A 16,655-nucleotide genomic window follows, 5' to 3' on the forward strand; every position below is an offset into this window, starting at 1 on the left:
ACATTTAACTTGAAATTTCTTCTAAAGCACTAGCAGCCCATTTTTCAATTTGTTTGCGAAATTTCGCTCTGGAAGGCAATAGAAGTATATTTTTAAATAACTTAGATCTTCGTTCTTCATCTTGTATACCGGCATCAATTAGTAGTTGGCCGAATATAGCAGGATCACTTGTTCCCTCACCAAATTTTTCTTCAACCATTTGTGATCTAAATTTGAATCCTCGATAAATATTTTGTGCGCTAGATTTATACCCTGTGTCATTGGTAATGGCACAAAATAATACATGGCATAAACTGTTTAACTCAGCTTGGGTAAGCTCTGGAAGGTAAACTAAAGTCCCTCCACCATAACCACCAACGCCTACTGATTCAATAAAAAAACATTGTGCACAAAAGCAGCATGCCGTAACTAAATTGTCTAATTTATTATTTGTATAATTATTATCAAGATTTACTATTTCTTGAAATAATCGCGCCTGAAATCCACAAAATTTACAGGTATATCTATCTCTTTGAAATATTTTTTGCTCAAAAGCCCTAAATCGTTCATCGACCTTTCTGGCTGAATATAAACGCCATGAACCTGGCGTAGCCATTAAATTTAATTTAAATTTTTCTTGATTAACCGCCATATTCTTGGCTCACATGAATGCACTATTTTACTGGCAATTAGTCACTGTCTATATATTAAACATCCTCTCTCGCTTGAGAAAGGATGTTTGAACTAATCCCATTATGATACAAGTAGGTCATTTCTAGCCACTAGTATAAACAGTACCAGTAGGACCAGCAGTTGTACCACCGCTTGAGCCAAACATTGTTGTTCCGGTAACACCTAAAATAGAAGGTAGGAACAATAACGCAGCTGCGATAAAAACTAGAGCGATTGGTGTTCCTATTGGAATTTGAGTTGGGTTATCTTTGTGCTGTTTAAATTTCATAATCGCACCAATAGAGAATCCCAAACCCGCTAAATAAGAACCAGCAGTGATTAATTTGGTTAAGTTTGTAAATGATGAGGTAATTTGTGATGCCATGGCACCTACACTCATACCACCTGCAGCTGCATCTTGGCTGACTAAGGCCAATATGCCCAAACAAACCATACTGGATAACCAATATTTATAACTTGATTTACTCATGACTTTACTTTTCACCATATTTCTCCCCAATTTTAAAATTAAACTAAAAAACAATTTGTACAATTAAGAACCATACAATGTATTATTAATCATTTGAATAGTACCTACTATATTAATTGCCAGTATTCCTCCAAAAACATGGATTAAACCCTTTCCAGTCCCTCCTGGTGGTTGTCCCTGTGAAGCAGAACGTGCAATCAACACCCACCCCCTTACAAAGGCAACTAAGCCAATGACTTGAATAACAATCGTAAGTGATCTTCCAACAGGACTTGAAGTACCAAAAAGCGTATCCAGCGTTGGATTACTACCACCTGTTGGTGCATACTGAAGAACATTTGTATAACCGAACGTCGTTTGCATCATTGTTTCAAATGCAGATGGAAAATAAATAAATAATGCGCCCACGAACAAATAAATTACAGGTTCTTTGATACTCGTATTATTCGACATCATTGTTCGTGCTTCACCATATACCTTTAAACTATATATTGCCTTGAATAAAAAAGCACAACCAATTAGATAAGCGCCACCTGTAATTAAACGCTCTACAGGTATTAAATTATTTGCAACATTCACCAGAATGTTTATTTCACTTGATAACCAACACGCTGCTGTTCCGCCTGTACATGTATCAGCCATACTAAACCTCAACTATCGTCTTGACTAAACCTAATTACTCGACCTGAGCTCGTTAACACGCGACCCTGTAAAGAATCGATTAGTTTCACTACCCCATATCCTTCGATTTTTGATCCTTCTCTTACTGTAAGTGTAGAACCATTTGCGCCAATTAGCCAAGCTCGACCAGGAATTACTGCATTAATATAATAAATTATTTGAGGTGCTGATGGTTGAACATGAATTATCCTCTTGATTAATTTAGGTTTTGTACGTTCCATCAACACGTTAATTTCTTCAGATTGTTTTGCTACTTGATTGCTTAAATCACTGATTACTTGATTAAGTTTAGTGATTTGCGCGCTTAGAGCATTAACATTATTGTTAACATTACCCACTTGTTGATTCACTGAACTAACCTCTGATTGAACTGTTTGTTGTGTCACTTCAATGGAGGCTACTTTTTGTTTTAACTCTTTGCCCACCTCAACAACTGGTTGTTGGAGGACTGGTTGTACTTGAGGCTGTTGTATTGGTTCTTGCGGAATTTCCGTTTGAGGAAGCGGCTGTGGCTGAGGAGATGGAGTGACTTCAGCTACAGGAGTAGGAGTTATATTTTCATCAGTAGGAACTTTAGTCGATTTTCCAAAAAAGATCCCACCAATAAACTTATACATTAACATAATAAATACAACAACACCTATCGCTATTAAGGCATTGCGCTTAATGTTTTTTCTTGGCTCCCCTCCGCCTTGCCCCATAGGAGCAGTGCTTTTGGGACTGTATTCAGGATTCTCAATAGATTCATTTTCTAAAGAATCTAATTCAGCGAATTTATACTCATCATTTTGATCATTATCTGCCATTTTTACCCGCCATTAAATAGATTTTACATCTTGAGTAAATAAAACACCTACAGGAGTTCCTGAATAAACCTCGACGGTTGGAGGTGTATTAAATAATACCTGGGCTTGTTGTCCCCATGTCTTACCAACATCAGCCAACGCAATTACCGCATTTTCCAAGGTAGAGCGACCAACACCATTCGCAATGGTCACATTATTACCGGCACCTGTACCACCAATAGTTACTGTTGTATTCGCGGACTGGAATGCATTTCCAAATCCCTCTAAAAATGAGGAAGCAAATAAGGAACCATAACGTAATAGATAATGATTATTGGTTTTACTTGAAAGAGCAGTCCTTGCCGTATTGGGATCAATTGCATAGGCAGAAATTGAAATTGTTTTTGGGGCGCCTGGAATTGACATTGTATTAAATGTAATAATCATTTTGTTAGCGTTTGAAGGCAAATTAAAGCTACCAATTAACTTAGTACCTTTAAGTCTTCCCGAAATAATGGTAGCAAGAATAGGTCCTGGCTCATCACTATTGACTGAAGTATCAATCACAGCAAAAAGTACATCACCAGTCTTAATCATATTGACATCATTATTTGATATTACAGTTGTTGTAGATTGAGTGGTAGTGCCTCCTGTCGCAACAGAACCTGCTGCTGCAACCGCTACAGCTTTTTCTCCTGTATTTCCTTCACTATAAGCTTGCGCAGGCACACCTTTCCAATCGTTTAACAATGCATTTGCCGCGTTTAACATGTCATTACTTTTTTGTGCAATTTTTTGTTGGTATTTTTGTTCCGCAGCCTGCTGATTCTGTTTATTTAATATTGCTTGTAGCTGCTGATTACTGTTATTACTAGCACCACCTGGCGTTGTGGTGGCTGCAGCTTGCCCTACAGCGGGTATGCCATTAAGATTAAATGCTCCTTGTTGCATATTTGGATTACCCAAACCAGCCACTTCTGATGAAGCATTAAATCCAGCGCTTTGTATTTGAGAAGCACTTAATCCCGCATTTTTTAAATCGTCAGCACTATATCCAGCATCAACCAAATCTTTTGCTCCAAAACCCGCAGCTCTTAGCTGTGTTGCACTAAATCCTGCATCTTTTAAATCCTTAGCACTAAAACCTGCATCTTTTAATTCAGTAGCACTATAACCTGCATCCTTTAACTCTTTAGCACTATAACCTGCGTCTTTTAGCTCTTTAGCGCTAAAACCCGCAGCTTTCAATTGAGCAGCGCTAAAACCTGCATCCTTCAATTCTTTAGCACTAAAACCTGCATCTTTTAATTCTTTAGCACTAAATCCTGCATTTTTTAAGTCCGCAGCGCTAAAACCCGCATCTTTTAATTCTTTAGCACTAAAACCTGCATTTTTTAAGTCCGCAGCGCTAAAACCTGCATCCTTTAGTTCTTTAGCACTAAAACCTGCATCTTTTAAATCTTTTGCACTAAATCCAGCATTCCTTAATTCAGCTGCAGTAAAACCTGCATCTTTAAGCTCTTTAGCTGTATAACCAGCATCCTTTAATGCTTTTGCCGAACATCCTAAAGTCTTCTTAATTGCCAAAGCACTAACACCAGCTGCTCTTGCTCTTTTCAAAGATTCAACACTGCAATCTGCGACCCGTCCAGCTGCAATTGTATCTGCTGGGGTGAGTCCTGCATTTGCTAAATCCTTATTAGTGTATCCACCTGTAAGTAGTTGCGAGGGCGTAAATCCTGCATCAAGCAAGGATTGAGCGCCAAAACCGGCATTTTTTAAATCTGACGCAGTAAATCCTACATCCTTTAGATCCTTGGCACTAAATCCTGCATTTTTTAAATCTGATGCAGTAAATCCAGCATTCTTTAAATCAGCAGCACTAAATCCTGCATTTTTTAATTCAGCGGCGGTAAATCCCGCACCTCTTAGATCCTCAGCACTAAACCCTGCATTTTTTAAATCTGCAGCACTAAACCCTGCTGCTTTTAATTGTTCTGCGCTGCATCCGGCATTTTGTCTAATAAGTGCGGCACTCACTCCGGCTGCCCGCTCTCTTTTTAGTGCAGCAACATCACAGCCAGCATTCTTTATCGCATCAGGAGTAAATCCTGCTGCTAATGGTCCCTGTGCTGCATTGATATCTGCTGGAGAGTAGCCTGCACTAGCAAGATTTTGCGGTGTAAAACCAGCATTTAATAAATCCCTGGCAGTATACCCTGCCGCCTTCAGCACTGAGGGAGTAAAGCCAGCATTTTTCAGATCCTTAACACTAAATCCTGCATTTTTTAAATCTGCGGCACTAAACCCCGCATTTTTTAGGTCTGCAGCACTAAATCCGGCATTTTTTAAATCCGTCGCACTAAATCCGGCATTTTTTAAATCTGCGGCAGTAAATCCGGCTGCTTTTAACTGTGCTGCGCTACATCCCGCGTATCGTGTAATGAGTTCGGCACTAAACCCAGCTGCTTTTTCTCTTCTTAAAGCATCTACATCACACCCCGCTTTCTTTATATCATCAGGTGTAATTCCTGCTGGTAATTGTCCTTGTGCGGCATTAATATCTGCTGGAGAATAACCGGCATTAGTAAGCTCTTGGGGTGTAAAACCAGAATTTAATAGATCTCTGGCAGTGTATCCTGCTGCCTTTAATTCTGCAGGAGTAAAGCCCGCATTTTTAAGATCTCTGGCACTAAATCCTGCATTTTTTAAATCAGATGGAGTAAAACCTAAAGCTTTTAGATCACCAATGCTAAATCCTGCATTTTTTAAATCTGCAGCAGTAAACCCTGCTGCTTTTAAATCAGCCGCACTAAACCCTGCTGCTTTTAAATCAGCCGCACTAAATCCTGCTGCTTTTAAATCAGCCGCACTAAATCCTGCTGCTTTTAAATCAGCTGCACTAAATCCTGCATCTTTTAAATCAGCTGCGCTAAATCCCGCTGCTTTTAATTGTGCTGCGCTGCATCCCGCATATTGTCTAATAAGCGCCGCACTAACTCCTGCTGCCCTTTCTTTTTTTAATGCATCAACGTTACATCCCGCTTTCTTTATATCATCAGGCGTAATTCCTGGGGGTAACAGACCCTGTGCTGCATTAATATCTGCAGGAGAATAACCTGCAGCCTGTAGTGCATCAGGAGTAAAACCTGCGTTTTTTAGATCTCTTGCACTAAATCCTGCTGCTCTTAAGTCTGCTGGATTAAACCCTGCATTTTTTAGATCTTGGGCACTAAATCCTGCCTCTTTTAAATCTGCAGCGCTAAGTCCCGCCGCTTTCAAGTCTGCCGCACTAAATCCAGCATCTTTTAAATTTTTGGGACTAAAACCAGCATTCTTTAAATCATTGGCAGTAAAACCTGCTGCCTTTAGGGCTGCAGCACTACAACCTGCATATTGCTTAATAAGCGCGGCACTAACTCCTGCTGCCCTTTCTTTTTTTAATGAATCGACATCACATCCAGCTTTTTTAATATCGTCAGGGGTAATTCCAGGAGGCAGTTCTGTTTCTGCTGCTTTAATGTCTGCTGGAGAATAACCTAAGTTTGCAAGATCCTCAGGGGTAAATCCTGCATTTAATAAATCTCTAGCAGAGTACCCTGCAGCCTTTAGTTCTTCAGGTGAATAACCTGCTCTTCTTAAATCTGCTGCACTAAATCCCGCATCACGTAATTCTTTAGCAGTAAAACCGGCTGCTTTTAATTGTGCCGCACTACATCCGCTAATACGTCGAATAGCGGAAGCAGTAACACCTGACTTACGCAATTTAGTTAAAGCATCAACGCTACATCCTGCTTTTAGAACATCAGCAGCACTCACTCCGTTAGGTAAACCGCTGGCTTTAGCGATTTCTTCTGGAGAATACCCTGCTCCTTTAAGTTCATCATCAGAAAAACCCGCATCTTTAAGTTCTTGGGCTGTAAATCCTGCATTGCGTAATTCACAAGCATTAAAACCACAATCCTTTAATCGACTAGCACTATAGCCAGCATCTTTAAGTTGTCTTGCATTGTATCCTGCCGCTTTCAATTCTTTACAGGGACAAACTTGACCTAGATCTTTTAAACCGTAACCATTATCTTTTAGCTGTGCGCAACTGCATGCTGCCTTTAAATCACTTAATTGAGCCCCTTGACTTACAACCTGCGACACAGCGGCTTTAGAGCACCCTCCATTTTGTAGTGCTTGCAACCAAAGACTTTTTTGAGATCCTTCCTCATTTTCTCTGGCTAAAGTAACAAAACCAACACCTGCTTGTCCGCCTTGTGAACCAATAACTCCGACACCTTCACCCAAGGCTTGTGTTCTAATGATTGTTGGAATAGCACTCCCACCAGTTTTCTCTGCTTTTTGTGCCTGGTTGACATTTTGCTCTTCCTGCAAGCGAGCATATTGTGCTGTAGGATTAAGAACACCAGGAATTGATTGAATAGCTCCTGGAGCATGGCTAAGAGTTGCTGTAGCTGATGGCCCAGAACCAGCTCCTCTTAATTTTATGTATCCTATCACTACAGCTAAAATTAATAAGGATAATGTAAAAATAATAATAACCCGAGTACGCGTATTCGAAAAAAGCGACTTTAAATTTTCTTTTTTTCCAGCCATTTATAACCCTTCTACCTTGAGCTGCATGACCTTCCCATGCCAGGAAACTAACAATACCGGAGATTTTTGCATTTCATATGCATGCGTCCCATCTGCGCTAGTCATACTTGCTAACCAGCCCGGTGACAATATAGTAAGATTGGTTCTAACATACATTCTGTCATTGGCTAACCAAGCACGTGCATCTCCTCCTGTAATAACCAAACGTTTGCTTGCGGGAGGTGGCACGCCGTCTAAAACATGAAGAAGCAATTCGCTCGCTGAAGGAGGAATTCCCGTCTCTAAAGGCATTGTTTTAGCATTGGGCCCATAGCCTTGTACACGTAAATCAACTCGATAATCTACCGCTTTTTGCCCGGGTATCAAGGTAAGCATCACAGGGGTATTTAAGCCTCGTAATCGAACCGCTAAATTGCCATAATTATATGCTTTCATTGCTTGAATCATAAGCGTATTGCTGGTTTTATCCCATACAATATTAAAAGCATTAGGATCGCCTAAATCATATGCGCCAATTGGCCAAGGAGCTCCTGATGAATCAAGAAATACTAACGAAGAAACAAATCCTTGTGCCAAGCGAATCACGGGTGGAGTAGAACCTGGAGATAAGTTAACAAATTGGGAAGTTGCTGTAGGCTTTGGCGGTGTTCCTGCGGGTGAGGCCTTAGCATATTCCATAGTATCATTCATTTGCTTTAATTGTACGACTTGTTCCGTGTTCAGTGGATACAAATTTTTTGTCATATCTCTAAAAGCTTTATTATTGATTACCTCTTCATCATTTTGGGTCACTATCTGTTGATCCGCAGCAGTCTGAGGTTGAGGTCCCTTACTTGGTTGTGGCTTGGGAGGCTTATAAATATCATTCGCTAATGGAATAGGAATATTATCATTTGGATTTTGAGCAGGCGCATTTGCTGTTACCGCAGAATTTTGTCCTGCTTGTGCCGCCTGATTTTGTCCTGCTGGTTGATTTTGTGACAAACGTTGCTGCAACAAACGTAACTGCTGTAATGCTTGTTGCGCACTGTCATCCTGCGCAAAAGATGAACCAATCATGGAGTAAGTTCCACAAAGAAAACAAAATTTTACAAACCAATTCAACTTGCTCATTAAGATACCCCACCAGCGGCAGGCCCAACTACAAATTGTGATATACCAATTCCTCTAGGCGAATTTAAAGTAGAAACACGTGTAATTAACATAGTCACCACATTATTTTGTTGCGTAAATTCACTAGCACTTTGATAGGTTACTAATATAGGCATTTGGACACGCCAAGAATAATTTCCATTTAATACCCCTTTTTGCAAAATAATAGGTGCTCGCGTTGCTACGGCAGACACAATCAGTTTTTTCGCTTTCACTGCATCTAGGTTATTTGATTGTTGCAATGCATTAAGAAATTGATCCCAACCTTCAGGAGTAAAAAAACCAGAAGAGGCTTGTAACTCATCCCTATAATTAACGAAATTATATGTAAATGCTGCGATTGCAGCCTGATTCGCCCATTGCAAAACTGCAGAGTCTGATTGGTTAGGTTCATTTAAAGGAAAAAGTGGTGTAATCCGACCATTAATGCTTGTAGCAAAATATTTAGGGGCCGGTGGATGAGTAATCATATATACCAGCATAAAGGCCAGTATTACATTTACTAGAAGAGCAATTAACAACGCAAGGACTACCTTACGTTGACTATCCTTATAAAAGGTGTTTCTTAATGCAACAGTTGTCAAGGCATCTTGGGCCATAATATCCTCGTGTATAGCTTATTCTGGTATTAACTTATCCTCACCATCCGATGTAGGATCAGGAGGAAGTAATGCTTGTGCTGAATAATTAGGAGATAGCATTGGATTTAATTTAATAGGTGGTACCACTCCACTTGTTGCATAAAAATCCCGTTCGGGCTCCGTTAAATACATATAAAACAACGATAAACAAAAAATGCAACTCAATATTAAAGAAAAAATCAATGCAACTATACCTCGCCTATATACATTAACATCAAACCTTTTACTTTTCTTTATCAAACTCCAGGTTTCACGACTCATCGCATCCCCTATGCTACAGCACGTCTAAAGGTAATTTCTACTCGCGCATTTACCGAGCTATCACCACCTTGTGTATATGCAATTATAGGTTTATCACTCCCGAGCCCTTGTGTAAATATAAAACGGCTATCTACGCCTTGTGACCAAAGATATTCGCTAACCACCCGTGAACGAGCTAAGGTTAATGCGTGCTCTCTTTGTGGTGATATATATTTACTGCTATAACTCGCTACATTAATTGCTATTTTGCGAAACTGCTTCAGGAATACAGCTATTTCATTTAACAAAGCGTATGACTTCCATTTTAAGTGTGGAGTTTCTGGTTCAAATAAATAACTTGCGGGAATACTAATCATGTAATCTTGGCCTATAGTGATTACTTTTACCCCTTTCCTATTTAAATTTTTTGCGAGCTTCATAATGGTAGCATCACAAGCCCCTAAAACTTTACACGGGTACTTAGGGTCTTCTTTATCAAGAGCCCAATAATCACGACTACAGGAAGTTCCCATTAATAAGGCAGCCAATCCAACAGCCCGAATTAGATTAATACGTACCACTCTCACTCGTTATCCTTATATTCAAAATAATAACCATAGATTCTAACTGTAGTTCTATTGCTTTTTACATCTTTTAGAAAAGTCTATAAATCATTACGTTACAATGAATTCAAGAAAATATCTATTTTTTTAAAAATTTATTTATTGCTTTACCTTTTTTTGAAAAAAAACAAAGCACTCAGGTTCGTTTTTTTTCAAAAAAAAACAACTCTCCCTTCATTTCAAAACTTTTTCATTCATATCCATAAGATAAAAGAGATGCAAAAAAACAGAAATTTTCAAAATCTAAGGTAGAAATGAGTGTTGGGTACCAAACCCAACGTATGCGTGATTTAAAACACCACAAAGAATTATCTTTTGCAGTAAAGGTAAAAAAAGCTTAGCCATGGAAGACATGGCTAAAATTGAATTCGCACACAATATGGAGCCTTAAGTCGATTCTTCAGCATTTTGATTTGCTTTTTGACGATCGCTCACAATTTTTTCAGTTAATGCTTTAACTATATCAGTTAATTCATCTGGGGCAATAAAGTCTCTTTCTTCAGGTGGGTAACTGGTTGCTAATTGAAAATCCTTAATCAGCTCATTAGAAACTGTACCAGCATATTTATCTTTAGCTCCTGCTAAACGCTCAATATTCATCATCTGATTACGTGTTTCGTTAATAGGTAATAAGGCTTCAGAAAATACCGTCTTATCACTTACCAAAATTGGTGGGTCATTTGGATTTACTCGCAAAGGACTAAAGATAGTTAATATCCCCTCAATTTCTTCTTCAACCAAGTCTTCAACAGGCTCTGGCTCATTATAGCTATGGAATGCAATTAAAGCCGCTACACCACGTTCTATTGGCTCTTCTATAACGGACTCTCGTAATAACTTACTAATAAGCGTTATTTCCTCATTTTCCACAGACTTATCGATTGACAAATCGCCACTATCCAAAATTTCTTGGAAAGAAACCAATTGTTTTTGTAATTTCATTAAGTAGTCATCGGGTGGAGCCTCTACTTTTAAAAATTGATTTATTTTTAATTGCTTAACTGGTTTGGGATTCGCATAAAACATTCGAGCCCGCACAATTTTTGACTTGAAGAATATATGTGACTCACCCTCTGTTTGTTCTTTAAGATCTAATAGGTCAACACGAGCTCTCTTTTCAAATGAGGAACTTTTGCTATCCATATAAGTATTCGCCATGCTCGAATCTTTCGCTTGGAATGAATCTACTTTAGTTACATAAGCCTCACCAGCCGTCTTTGTAAAGAAATCCCATGTTTCTGTAGGGTCTTCCAATTTCATACATATTTTAATGTTTGTGTTTGCACCAATTGACGCAGCCTCTTCTTTAGATGCTTTTTGAAAAGCGGGCAAATCTTGTCCTGCGAAAATCGCTGAAAATCCAAGTGAGCGCGCTTGTGCAGGCACAACCGCAAAACCTTGAACCGCATAATACCCATACTCGTCTAGAATACACATATAAGGGGTTGGAGCATTTGTTGGCTTTCTTAAAATTACATCTCGATAATCCCCCTCAACATCCTCTCCCAAACCTGCTGCCATCATTGCCTTTAATGAGGAAACAATAATTTTACCTAAGTTGGATAACTCATCAGGAGATTTTTCCAATGCAGGCAATAGCACAACTAAAATTCTTCGATTCAATACTACATCTTTAAAATCCACTTCTGCTAGGTTAGTACGGACAATATGACCATAGGTATCTGCCAAGGATGAAAACGCTCTTACCAGCTGCATTGTGATGAAACCATGTTGCTCCAGAACTTGTGACACTTGCTTTCCTTTTTTCTCCTTATTATAACCTGGCAAAGTACCTAGATAGTTACGTAAAGGGTCTGTAACTAATTTTGGAATAGACTCAATGTTCACACTTTCCTGATTATCGCGCGGGAAAATTTTATCAACGACTATGGTTTCTAATCGAACTAAATCAAAATAGTTACGAATAGTATCTGCATCAAGAAGTATTGCCCCCTCATCACGCATATAAACTAGAAGACGCATCAAAGCTTCAACGAAGGCAATCGCACGACCCTTCCACATATCCCCATCCCCGCCTCCTTTGGAATCTCCCATCAAACTTACTACAAGTTGGGTCAGCATACTGGAAGAGCCTTGTGAAAAAGGATTGAACGTATTAGAAAGTCTTTTTTCTTGTGGACCGATAATATCTCGCGCACCGGTCATGAAATTAATCAAAAGTAAGTCATCTTCACGCCCCATACTTCTGACCATAGAAAAAACTTTAGCATAAAGGGAGTTATCACCTTTACCATCTACATAAATAAAACCACTGGCTTGCACCAAAGCATTAAAAGCAATAGAAACCAAACATTCTGTTTTACCACTACCTGTAGAGCCAAAAATTAATGCATGTGTACGCATATCATCGTTAGCAAACCATAATTCATGGCCTGTTTTACGGTCATTACCAAAAAAAGTTATCCCACGTGCTATATTCGGTTGGTTAATACCAGGCTTCATATCGTTGTAATCTTTTACGCGAGAAACCTGGGGAAGACGAAATGGTAATCCTTGCTTGCGCGTATAACTGAAAAGAAAACAAGCCCCCCCAACAAGCATCAAAAAGGTTGCTGCTTCCGAAAAGTAATACGACATCGCCGATAGGGTAAAAAGTACAATTGAAATATTTGTAGGATCACCAAAAAAATCTGCTAATCGTTGTACCAAAGTACGTGTGTCCCTGAGTAACTGGGTAGGGTCTAATTCATGACGTGATTCAATACCGCGCATCATGGCTCTAGTTCCTCCATTTGACGAGGTGTTAACTTAACTTCTTTTATAGCGACTTCCAATGCTTTTATTGCTTCATCTATCATCGGCACCAAAGAACGTCGCCCCATTTCTTTTTCTGCTTTCCAATGAGCAAAGGCCCCCGCAACTTCTGCGTAAGGAGTTTGTCTACCGACACAATTAAGCATATACCATAAACGTCTATCTATAGGCTTTAACCACAAAAACTCTGAAGCCGGCACTACTCCATCTAGTCGAGCTTTCTCAAGTAATGAAGCTATTACACTTAAAGTATAGGCATGTTTTGTAGTAACTTCCTGCACTAATTCTGTATTTTTATATTTCTCGATTACTGGTCTTGCAACAAAAAAATCAGGCTTACCAGTAACATAAGTTCTGTCTATAGTTGCTAAAATATTATTAGCAGCATCTCTATCTCGATTTATTCTGGCAATAAAAACAGCCGCTAATGCATACGCCTGTGGCGAGCAATGCTCAAAACCATCCCAATACGGACCCAACTGCAGCGTAAAGACACGTTTTGCATCCCCTCTACGAATACCTGCTGTCATTTCTTGCCCAGGTACGGGGTTATCTAATAAAGCATCTTCTTTTTTTAGTAAATTGTATTTACGAGCAAATTCCATTGGAGTCATAGCCATAGCCCAAGGACCTTTATTAACATCTTGGCTTACTAAATCCTCTTTAACAATAGGCATAATTGCAGGCCAATTGAACTGTTCTTGCTCACATAGTTTTTTCATATTATAAACTTTTCGAAATTTTAAAGTAATATTAGAACGGTAAAGAACAACAGCTAAAGTAAGAAGCACAACAACCACCGGGTAACGCATGAAATCGCCAACTTCCTGCGTCGTGGCCATTAATTGTCCCCAATCCACAGCATTAGGGTCTACTGTTTGCATCAGATAAATTAGATTGGATAACTGCTCATTATGAACAAATAGATTGACCAACTTTGCTTGTAAGATATTTACTTGGAAAACAAAAATTACAATATATTTATGCCCTGTTTTCCAAATTATATACCCAGTTATAAACACGAGCACCATGATCCAAATTGGAGCCATGGAATTATCAGAACCTTGTTGTTGACCACCTTGTTGTGCCATTAATTGTTACTTTGAAAAGTTCACTTATTTTAAGTATATACCTCTCTAGGCTAATTTTGCGAGAGATTGACAAAGGATTATCTACTTAATGGACTAAAAAATGAAACATTAGAGCAATATTATTGCTCTTTAATCAAACGACCACGTGTCAGTTGGTAAACACCACTTACATGAACAAAGCGACTCACATTTTCAAGATGTAACGTTTTGTCTTTGAGGGTTAATAGAGTATTACCTAGCTTATCAACAAGCGCTTTATCAGGATGAAGGGGAATAATATCCGTAGAATTAATATAAATGGCTACATAAGCTTCATTTTGCTTATTTTCTTTAGTTTTTAACAGTGCTTTCACTTGTTCTTCTTCTGCATATATTGGCCTAGAAACCATTTGACGCGGTAAATTAACGATAATCCTTTCCCAAGATTGAAGATTGGAACCATCCGCAGAATATAAAGAAATAAAAATCTCTTGCTGATTGCTTCTTAAAGCAAGCCGACTTGCTAAATAAATATCTGTTTTAACTTGTTCTCTACTACGCGCATTAGCTTTCTTTGCAAAATCATCACGAATTTCATTTAAATTCTTACCAATGGCCCGTAGAAAATTAGATTTATCCCAAGGTCCATTTTTAATTGCCTCATCTAATGCTTCAAGAATGGCTTTATTTTGCTCATCATTGAGTATATCTTTCATACATCAAACATAACCTATAACTTATGAACCATTGTAAAATTATAACAGCAAATTATTATTTATTGTTTTAAAAAGAGAAAATCGTAAGAAATTAATTTTTGCTACGAAAAATGAAATGAAATGATAAAAACCGCTCTAGCCTATCATGGACGTGGCGAATGACTTATCTCAGCATTAGATACTACGTCTTGGCGACACCTTTCTAATTGTTGAATTGCACTCTCACAATCAGCTGCTTCTGCAGTATTTTGAGTTTGCATTTTCACTTTCATTATTTGAGTGACTCGTTTTTCTAACGCTTCAAGAGTACTCGCTAAATATGCGGCATCTTCGGTAGTAGCCTTCTCATTATTAGTTGTATTCGCTGTAGACGCGCTAAAAAAACCTTTCGCATATGCCATCCTACTACCCCCCAACACATAAATCTTATTTGCCACAAGAATAACAAAATAAATTACAAATAAATTTAAAACTACGATTTCTTTCGATTTCTTTACAATAAACGTAAAAAATATACATATCAAAAAATGCCTAATCGTACATTAATTCATCCAACGGCGTATAATCACGACTCGGCCCACCTTGAATTAACTCATTCACTACATCAGTCATACACAACAAACGTAAAACATTTGGTGTCACTTCATCAAAAACAACCCTCAAACCCAATAAGGCTCCTTCTGCTTCATCAAATGTAGCTCCTAAACCATAACCCAGGCATAAAGAACATAGTTGATCGGCTCGCTTCGCAATGGCAGGTAATAACCCTGTATCTGCAAAAACCTCTTCAAAACTTACAAATCGATCATTAAGATAAAATTTAGCATTTAAACTTGCGGCAATTACTGCCATACATTTACTAATATCCCTTTCCATACCTAACTATCGCCACCAAGGTTGTGAAGATTTGAGAGAACCTGCTAAGAAGCTTCTTATCCATCGTAAAAAAACGGGCACAGTGAAACCATAATGTTCAATAATACCAAACAATACCGCAGAAACCAAAACAAATATACCTGTCCATATTCTGATATGCATTAGAAATAAAAATAGAGGAAACGCCGCACGCGCATCAACTATAAAAAAACGAGCACTCCGTGCAGAATCTCTCCAATGTGCTGTTTCAGCAAAGCCCCCTGCCATACTTAATGCCTCAAAAAAATTGTTATCCTTTAAAAAAAGTATATACCTAAAAAAAGGGATTCGCACCTCTATTTCAGTAATATATTAGATCTACTGCAGTACATGCAATCTGAAAAAAATTTAATTTTGCAACAGCTTGAGCTATTGATGGCTATTTTGATATTAAGATTATTGCCCTTTCCAGTACATTAGAAAGGGCTTTATAATTTTATACGGATGACTGCGTAATAGAATTAAAAATTAGTTTTTATCCATCGGAGAATAGCCTTTAGAAAAAGCGGCTCCTAAAATATTAGTAAGAACCTCTTCCATTTTAGGCTTCTTAGATGGTTTTAATTGAGGTACAGCAAAAGTCTCTCCCACTTCTTCTGACTTTTGTCCCAAAACCGTCTCAGAACAAGATTCGTTTTGTCCAACAGCTAGTTTTCCTAACATTGTAGAAGTGCTGTTTTTACTCATCTGAACTCCTCTTATCACATCTATAACTATAAATTAACATAAACAACTTAAGAAATTATTAAGATAATTAAATATTTTTATAAAAAATACTATTGAGTAGTCAGTTTATTTTCGTTATGTTAAAACAACCTATAAAAAATAGGTTCAATTGTCATTTATGGACGAATGCAATTGCTCAGCTAATAATGGGGCTCTTGCCTAACCTGTAGATATTGCTTTAGAACAAGACATTGCTGTTGCAAGGATAAAGAGAATTTATACCGAGTTAATGTTTACGTATAGACGTAATCAAGCAAATGATACAGTTTATGCAAGAGCTCTAATAAGAACCAGGGCAATTGAGAAACTACAGAGTCTCTATAGTAATAGAGCTTTAGTTAAGGAGAAAACATGGCTAGAGGTGAGGTGAAGTGGTTTAATAATGCCAAGGGTTGGGGCTTTATTATCCCAGAAAATGGGGGTGATGATATTTTTGTTCATTTTTCATCAATTCATGGTACAGGCTATAAAACATTAGCTCCCGGACAAACAGTCAACTATGATGTAGAACAAGGTGATAAAGGTCTGCATGCGGCTAATGTGACTGTGCTTAATGAAAACGCTGAAGTTGAAATGGCTTAATTA

The 16,655-nt window shown here is 38.3% G+C and carries 17 protein-coding genes; 1 reads left to right on the forward strand and 16 read right to left on the reverse strand.

All coding sequences use genetic code 11. From position 1 onward, the window contains the following. Nucleotides 1–4: 4 nt before the first annotated feature. From icmJ to Lsan_RS19020, 16 genes are all read right to left on the reverse strand, one after another. Nucleotides 5–631: a type IVB secretion system protein IcmJDotN gene (gene icmJ, locus Lsan_RS18945; protein ID WP_058515670.1), complete on the reverse strand. Its 627-nt coding sequence runs from the start codon at nucleotides 629–631 to the stop codon at nucleotides 5–7. Nucleotides 632–754: 123 nt separating this feature from the next. Next, entirely contained in the window at nucleotides 755–1,159 is a 405-nt protein-coding gene (locus Lsan_RS18950) for a hypothetical protein (protein WP_058515671.1), read from the reverse strand. Between the two features lie 45 nt (nucleotides 1,160–1,204). After that, nucleotides 1,205–1,783 carry a hypothetical protein gene (locus tag Lsan_RS18955; RefSeq protein WP_058515672.1) on the reverse strand — a complete coding sequence of 193 codons (579 nt, stop codon included), beginning with the start codon at nucleotides 1,781–1,783 and terminating at the stop codon, nucleotides 1,205–1,207. Nucleotides 1,784–1,791: 8 nt separating this feature from the next. Then, on the reverse strand, nucleotides 1,792–2,628 hold the full coding sequence (gene icmG / locus Lsan_RS18960) for a type IVB secretion system protein IcmG/DotF (RefSeq protein ID WP_058515673.1): 837 nt from the start codon (nucleotides 2,626–2,628) through the stop codon (nucleotides 1,792–1,794). Nucleotides 2,629–2,640: 12 nt separating this feature from the next. Next, nucleotides 2,641–7,212, reverse strand: a complete 4,572-nt coding sequence (dotG, locus tag Lsan_RS18965) for a type IVB secretion system protein DotG/IcmE (RefSeq protein WP_058515674.1) — start codon at nucleotides 7,210–7,212, stop codon at nucleotides 2,641–2,643. Next, on the reverse strand, nucleotides 7,213–8,325 hold the full coding sequence (locus Lsan_RS18970) for a DotH/IcmK family type IV secretion protein (RefSeq protein ID WP_058515675.1): 1,113 nt from the start codon (nucleotides 8,323–8,325) through the stop codon (nucleotides 7,213–7,215). Further along, a complete protein-coding gene (locus tag Lsan_RS18975) occupies nucleotides 8,325–8,963 on the reverse strand; it encodes a type IVB secretion system apparatus protein IcmL/DotI (protein WP_058515676.1) in 639 nt (212 codons plus the stop codon). The genes Lsan_RS18970 and Lsan_RS18975 overlap by 1 nt, the downstream gene beginning before the upstream one ends. Before the next feature lie 18 nt (nucleotides 8,964–8,981). After that, the gene (icmM, locus tag Lsan_RS18980; protein WP_058515677.1) at nucleotides 8,982–9,266 is read right to left on the reverse strand and encodes a type IVB secretion system protein IcmM/DotJ; all 285 of its coding nucleotides are present in this window, start codon (nucleotides 9,264–9,266) and stop codon (nucleotides 8,982–8,984) included. An 8-nt stretch (nucleotides 9,267–9,274) separates the two neighbouring features. Next, complete coding sequence (gene icmN, locus Lsan_RS18985) at nucleotides 9,275–9,832, reverse strand: type IVB secretion system protein IcmN/DotK (protein ID WP_058515678.1); 558 nt, start codon at nucleotides 9,830–9,832, stop codon at nucleotides 9,275–9,277. Nucleotides 9,833–10,255: 423 nt separating this feature from the next. Then, complete coding sequence (locus Lsan_RS18990; RefSeq protein ID WP_058515679.1) at nucleotides 10,256–12,604, reverse strand: TraM recognition domain-containing protein; 2,349 nt, start codon at nucleotides 12,602–12,604, stop codon at nucleotides 10,256–10,258. Next, nucleotides 12,601–13,734 (reverse strand): type IVB secretion system coupling complex protein DotM/IcmP, encoded by a 1,134-nt coding sequence (icmP, locus tag Lsan_RS18995; RefSeq protein ID WP_058515680.1) that lies wholly within the window; start codon nucleotides 13,732–13,734, stop codon nucleotides 12,601–12,603. Before icmP ends, Lsan_RS18990 begins: the two co-directional genes overlap by 4 nt. Before the next feature lie 119 nt (nucleotides 13,735–13,853). Next, nucleotides 13,854–14,429 carry a Dot/Icm secretion system protein IcmQ gene (gene icmQ, locus Lsan_RS19000; protein ID WP_058515681.1) on the reverse strand — a complete coding sequence of 192 codons (576 nt, stop codon included), beginning with the start codon at nucleotides 14,427–14,429 and terminating at the stop codon, nucleotides 13,854–13,856. Between the two features lie 143 nt (nucleotides 14,430–14,572). Continuing rightward, nucleotides 14,573–14,830 carry a hypothetical protein gene (locus tag Lsan_RS19005; protein ID WP_058515682.1) on the reverse strand — a complete coding sequence of 86 codons (258 nt, stop codon included), beginning with the start codon at nucleotides 14,828–14,830 and terminating at the stop codon, nucleotides 14,573–14,575. Nucleotides 14,831–14,960: 130 nt separating this feature from the next. Continuing rightward, nucleotides 14,961–15,305 carry a type IV secretion IcmS family protein gene (locus Lsan_RS19010; RefSeq protein ID WP_012979368.1) on the reverse strand — a complete coding sequence of 115 codons (345 nt, stop codon included), beginning with the start codon at nucleotides 15,303–15,305 and terminating at the stop codon, nucleotides 14,961–14,963. 6 nt (nucleotides 15,306–15,311) lie between these two features. Continuing rightward, entirely contained in the window at nucleotides 15,312–15,572 is a 261-nt protein-coding gene (gene icmT / locus Lsan_RS19015; RefSeq protein WP_003635115.1) for an IcmT/TraK family protein, read from the reverse strand. Nucleotides 15,573–15,812: 240 nt separating this feature from the next. After that, nucleotides 15,813–16,031, reverse strand: coding sequence for a hypothetical protein (locus Lsan_RS19020; protein WP_058515683.1), 219 nt, complete (start codon nucleotides 16,029–16,031; stop codon nucleotides 15,813–15,815). 390 nt (nucleotides 16,032–16,421) lie between these two features. Between Lsan_RS19020 and Lsan_RS19025 the strand changes: the two genes are divergently transcribed. After that, entirely contained in the window at nucleotides 16,422–16,652 is a 231-nt protein-coding gene (locus tag Lsan_RS19025) for a cold-shock protein (RefSeq protein WP_058515684.1), read from the forward strand. Nucleotides 16,653–16,655 lie beyond the last annotated feature (3 nt).

It is taken from the genome of Legionella santicrucis (assembly GCF_001468135.1).
In the GTDB taxonomy this organism is placed as follows: domain Bacteria; phylum Pseudomonadota; class Gammaproteobacteria; order Legionellales; family Legionellaceae; genus Legionella; species Legionella santicrucis.

Bases quoted from the DNA above. Each gene is read 5' to 3' on its own strand.
- icmJ (WP_058515670.1), bottom strand. From the start codon at position 631: ATGGCGGTTAATCAAGAAAAATTTAAATTAAATTTAATGGCTACGCCA.
- Lsan_RS18950 (WP_058515671.1), bottom strand. From the start codon at position 1,159: ATGGTGAAAAGTAAAGTCATGAGTAAATCAAGTTATAAATATTGGTTA.
- Lsan_RS18955 (WP_058515672.1), bottom strand. From the start codon at position 1,783: ATGGCTGATACATGTACAGGCGGAACAGCAGCGTGTTGGTTATCAAGT.
- icmG (WP_058515673.1), bottom strand. From the start codon at position 2,628: ATGGCAGATAATGATCAAAATGATGAGTATAAATTCGCTGAATTAGAT.
- dotG (WP_058515674.1), bottom strand. From the start codon at position 7,212: ATGGCTGGAAAAAAAGAAAATTTAAAGTCGCTTTTTTCGAATACGCGT.
- Lsan_RS18970 (WP_058515675.1), bottom strand. From the start codon at position 8,325: ATGAGCAAGTTGAATTGGTTTGTAAAATTTTGTTTTCTTTGTGGAACT.
- Lsan_RS18975 (WP_058515676.1), bottom strand. From the start codon at position 8,963: ATGGCCCAAGATGCCTTGACAACTGTTGCATTAAGAAACACCTTTTAT.
- icmM (WP_058515677.1), bottom strand. From the start codon at position 9,266: ATGAGTCGTGAAACCTGGAGTTTGATAAAGAAAAGTAAAAGGTTTGAT.
- Lsan_RS18990 (WP_058515679.1), bottom strand. From the start codon at position 12,604: ATGATGCGCGGTATTGAATCACGTCATGAATTAGACCCTACCCAGTTA.
- icmP (WP_058515680.1), bottom strand. From the start codon at position 13,734: ATGGCACAACAAGGTGGTCAACAACAAGGTTCTGATAATTCCATGGCT.
- icmQ (WP_058515681.1), bottom strand. From the start codon at position 14,429: ATGAAAGATATACTCAATGATGAGCAAAATAAAGCCATTCTTGAAGCA.
- Lsan_RS19005 (WP_058515682.1), bottom strand. From the start codon at position 14,830: ATGGCATATGCGAAAGGTTTTTTTAGCGCGTCTACAGCGAATACAACT.
- Lsan_RS19010 (WP_012979368.1), bottom strand. From the start codon at position 15,305: ATGGAAAGGGATATTAGTAAATGTATGGCAGTAATTGCCGCAAGTTTA.
- icmT (WP_003635115.1), bottom strand. From the start codon at position 15,572: ATGGCAGGGGGCTTTGCTGAAACAGCACATTGGAGAGATTCTGCACGG.
- Lsan_RS19020 (WP_058515683.1), bottom strand. From the start codon at position 16,031: ATGAGTAAAAACAGCACTTCTACAATGTTAGGAAAACTAGCTGTTGGA.
- Lsan_RS19025 (WP_058515684.1), top strand. From the start codon at position 16,422: ATGGCTAGAGGTGAGGTGAAGTGGTTTAATAATGCCAAGGGTTGGGGC.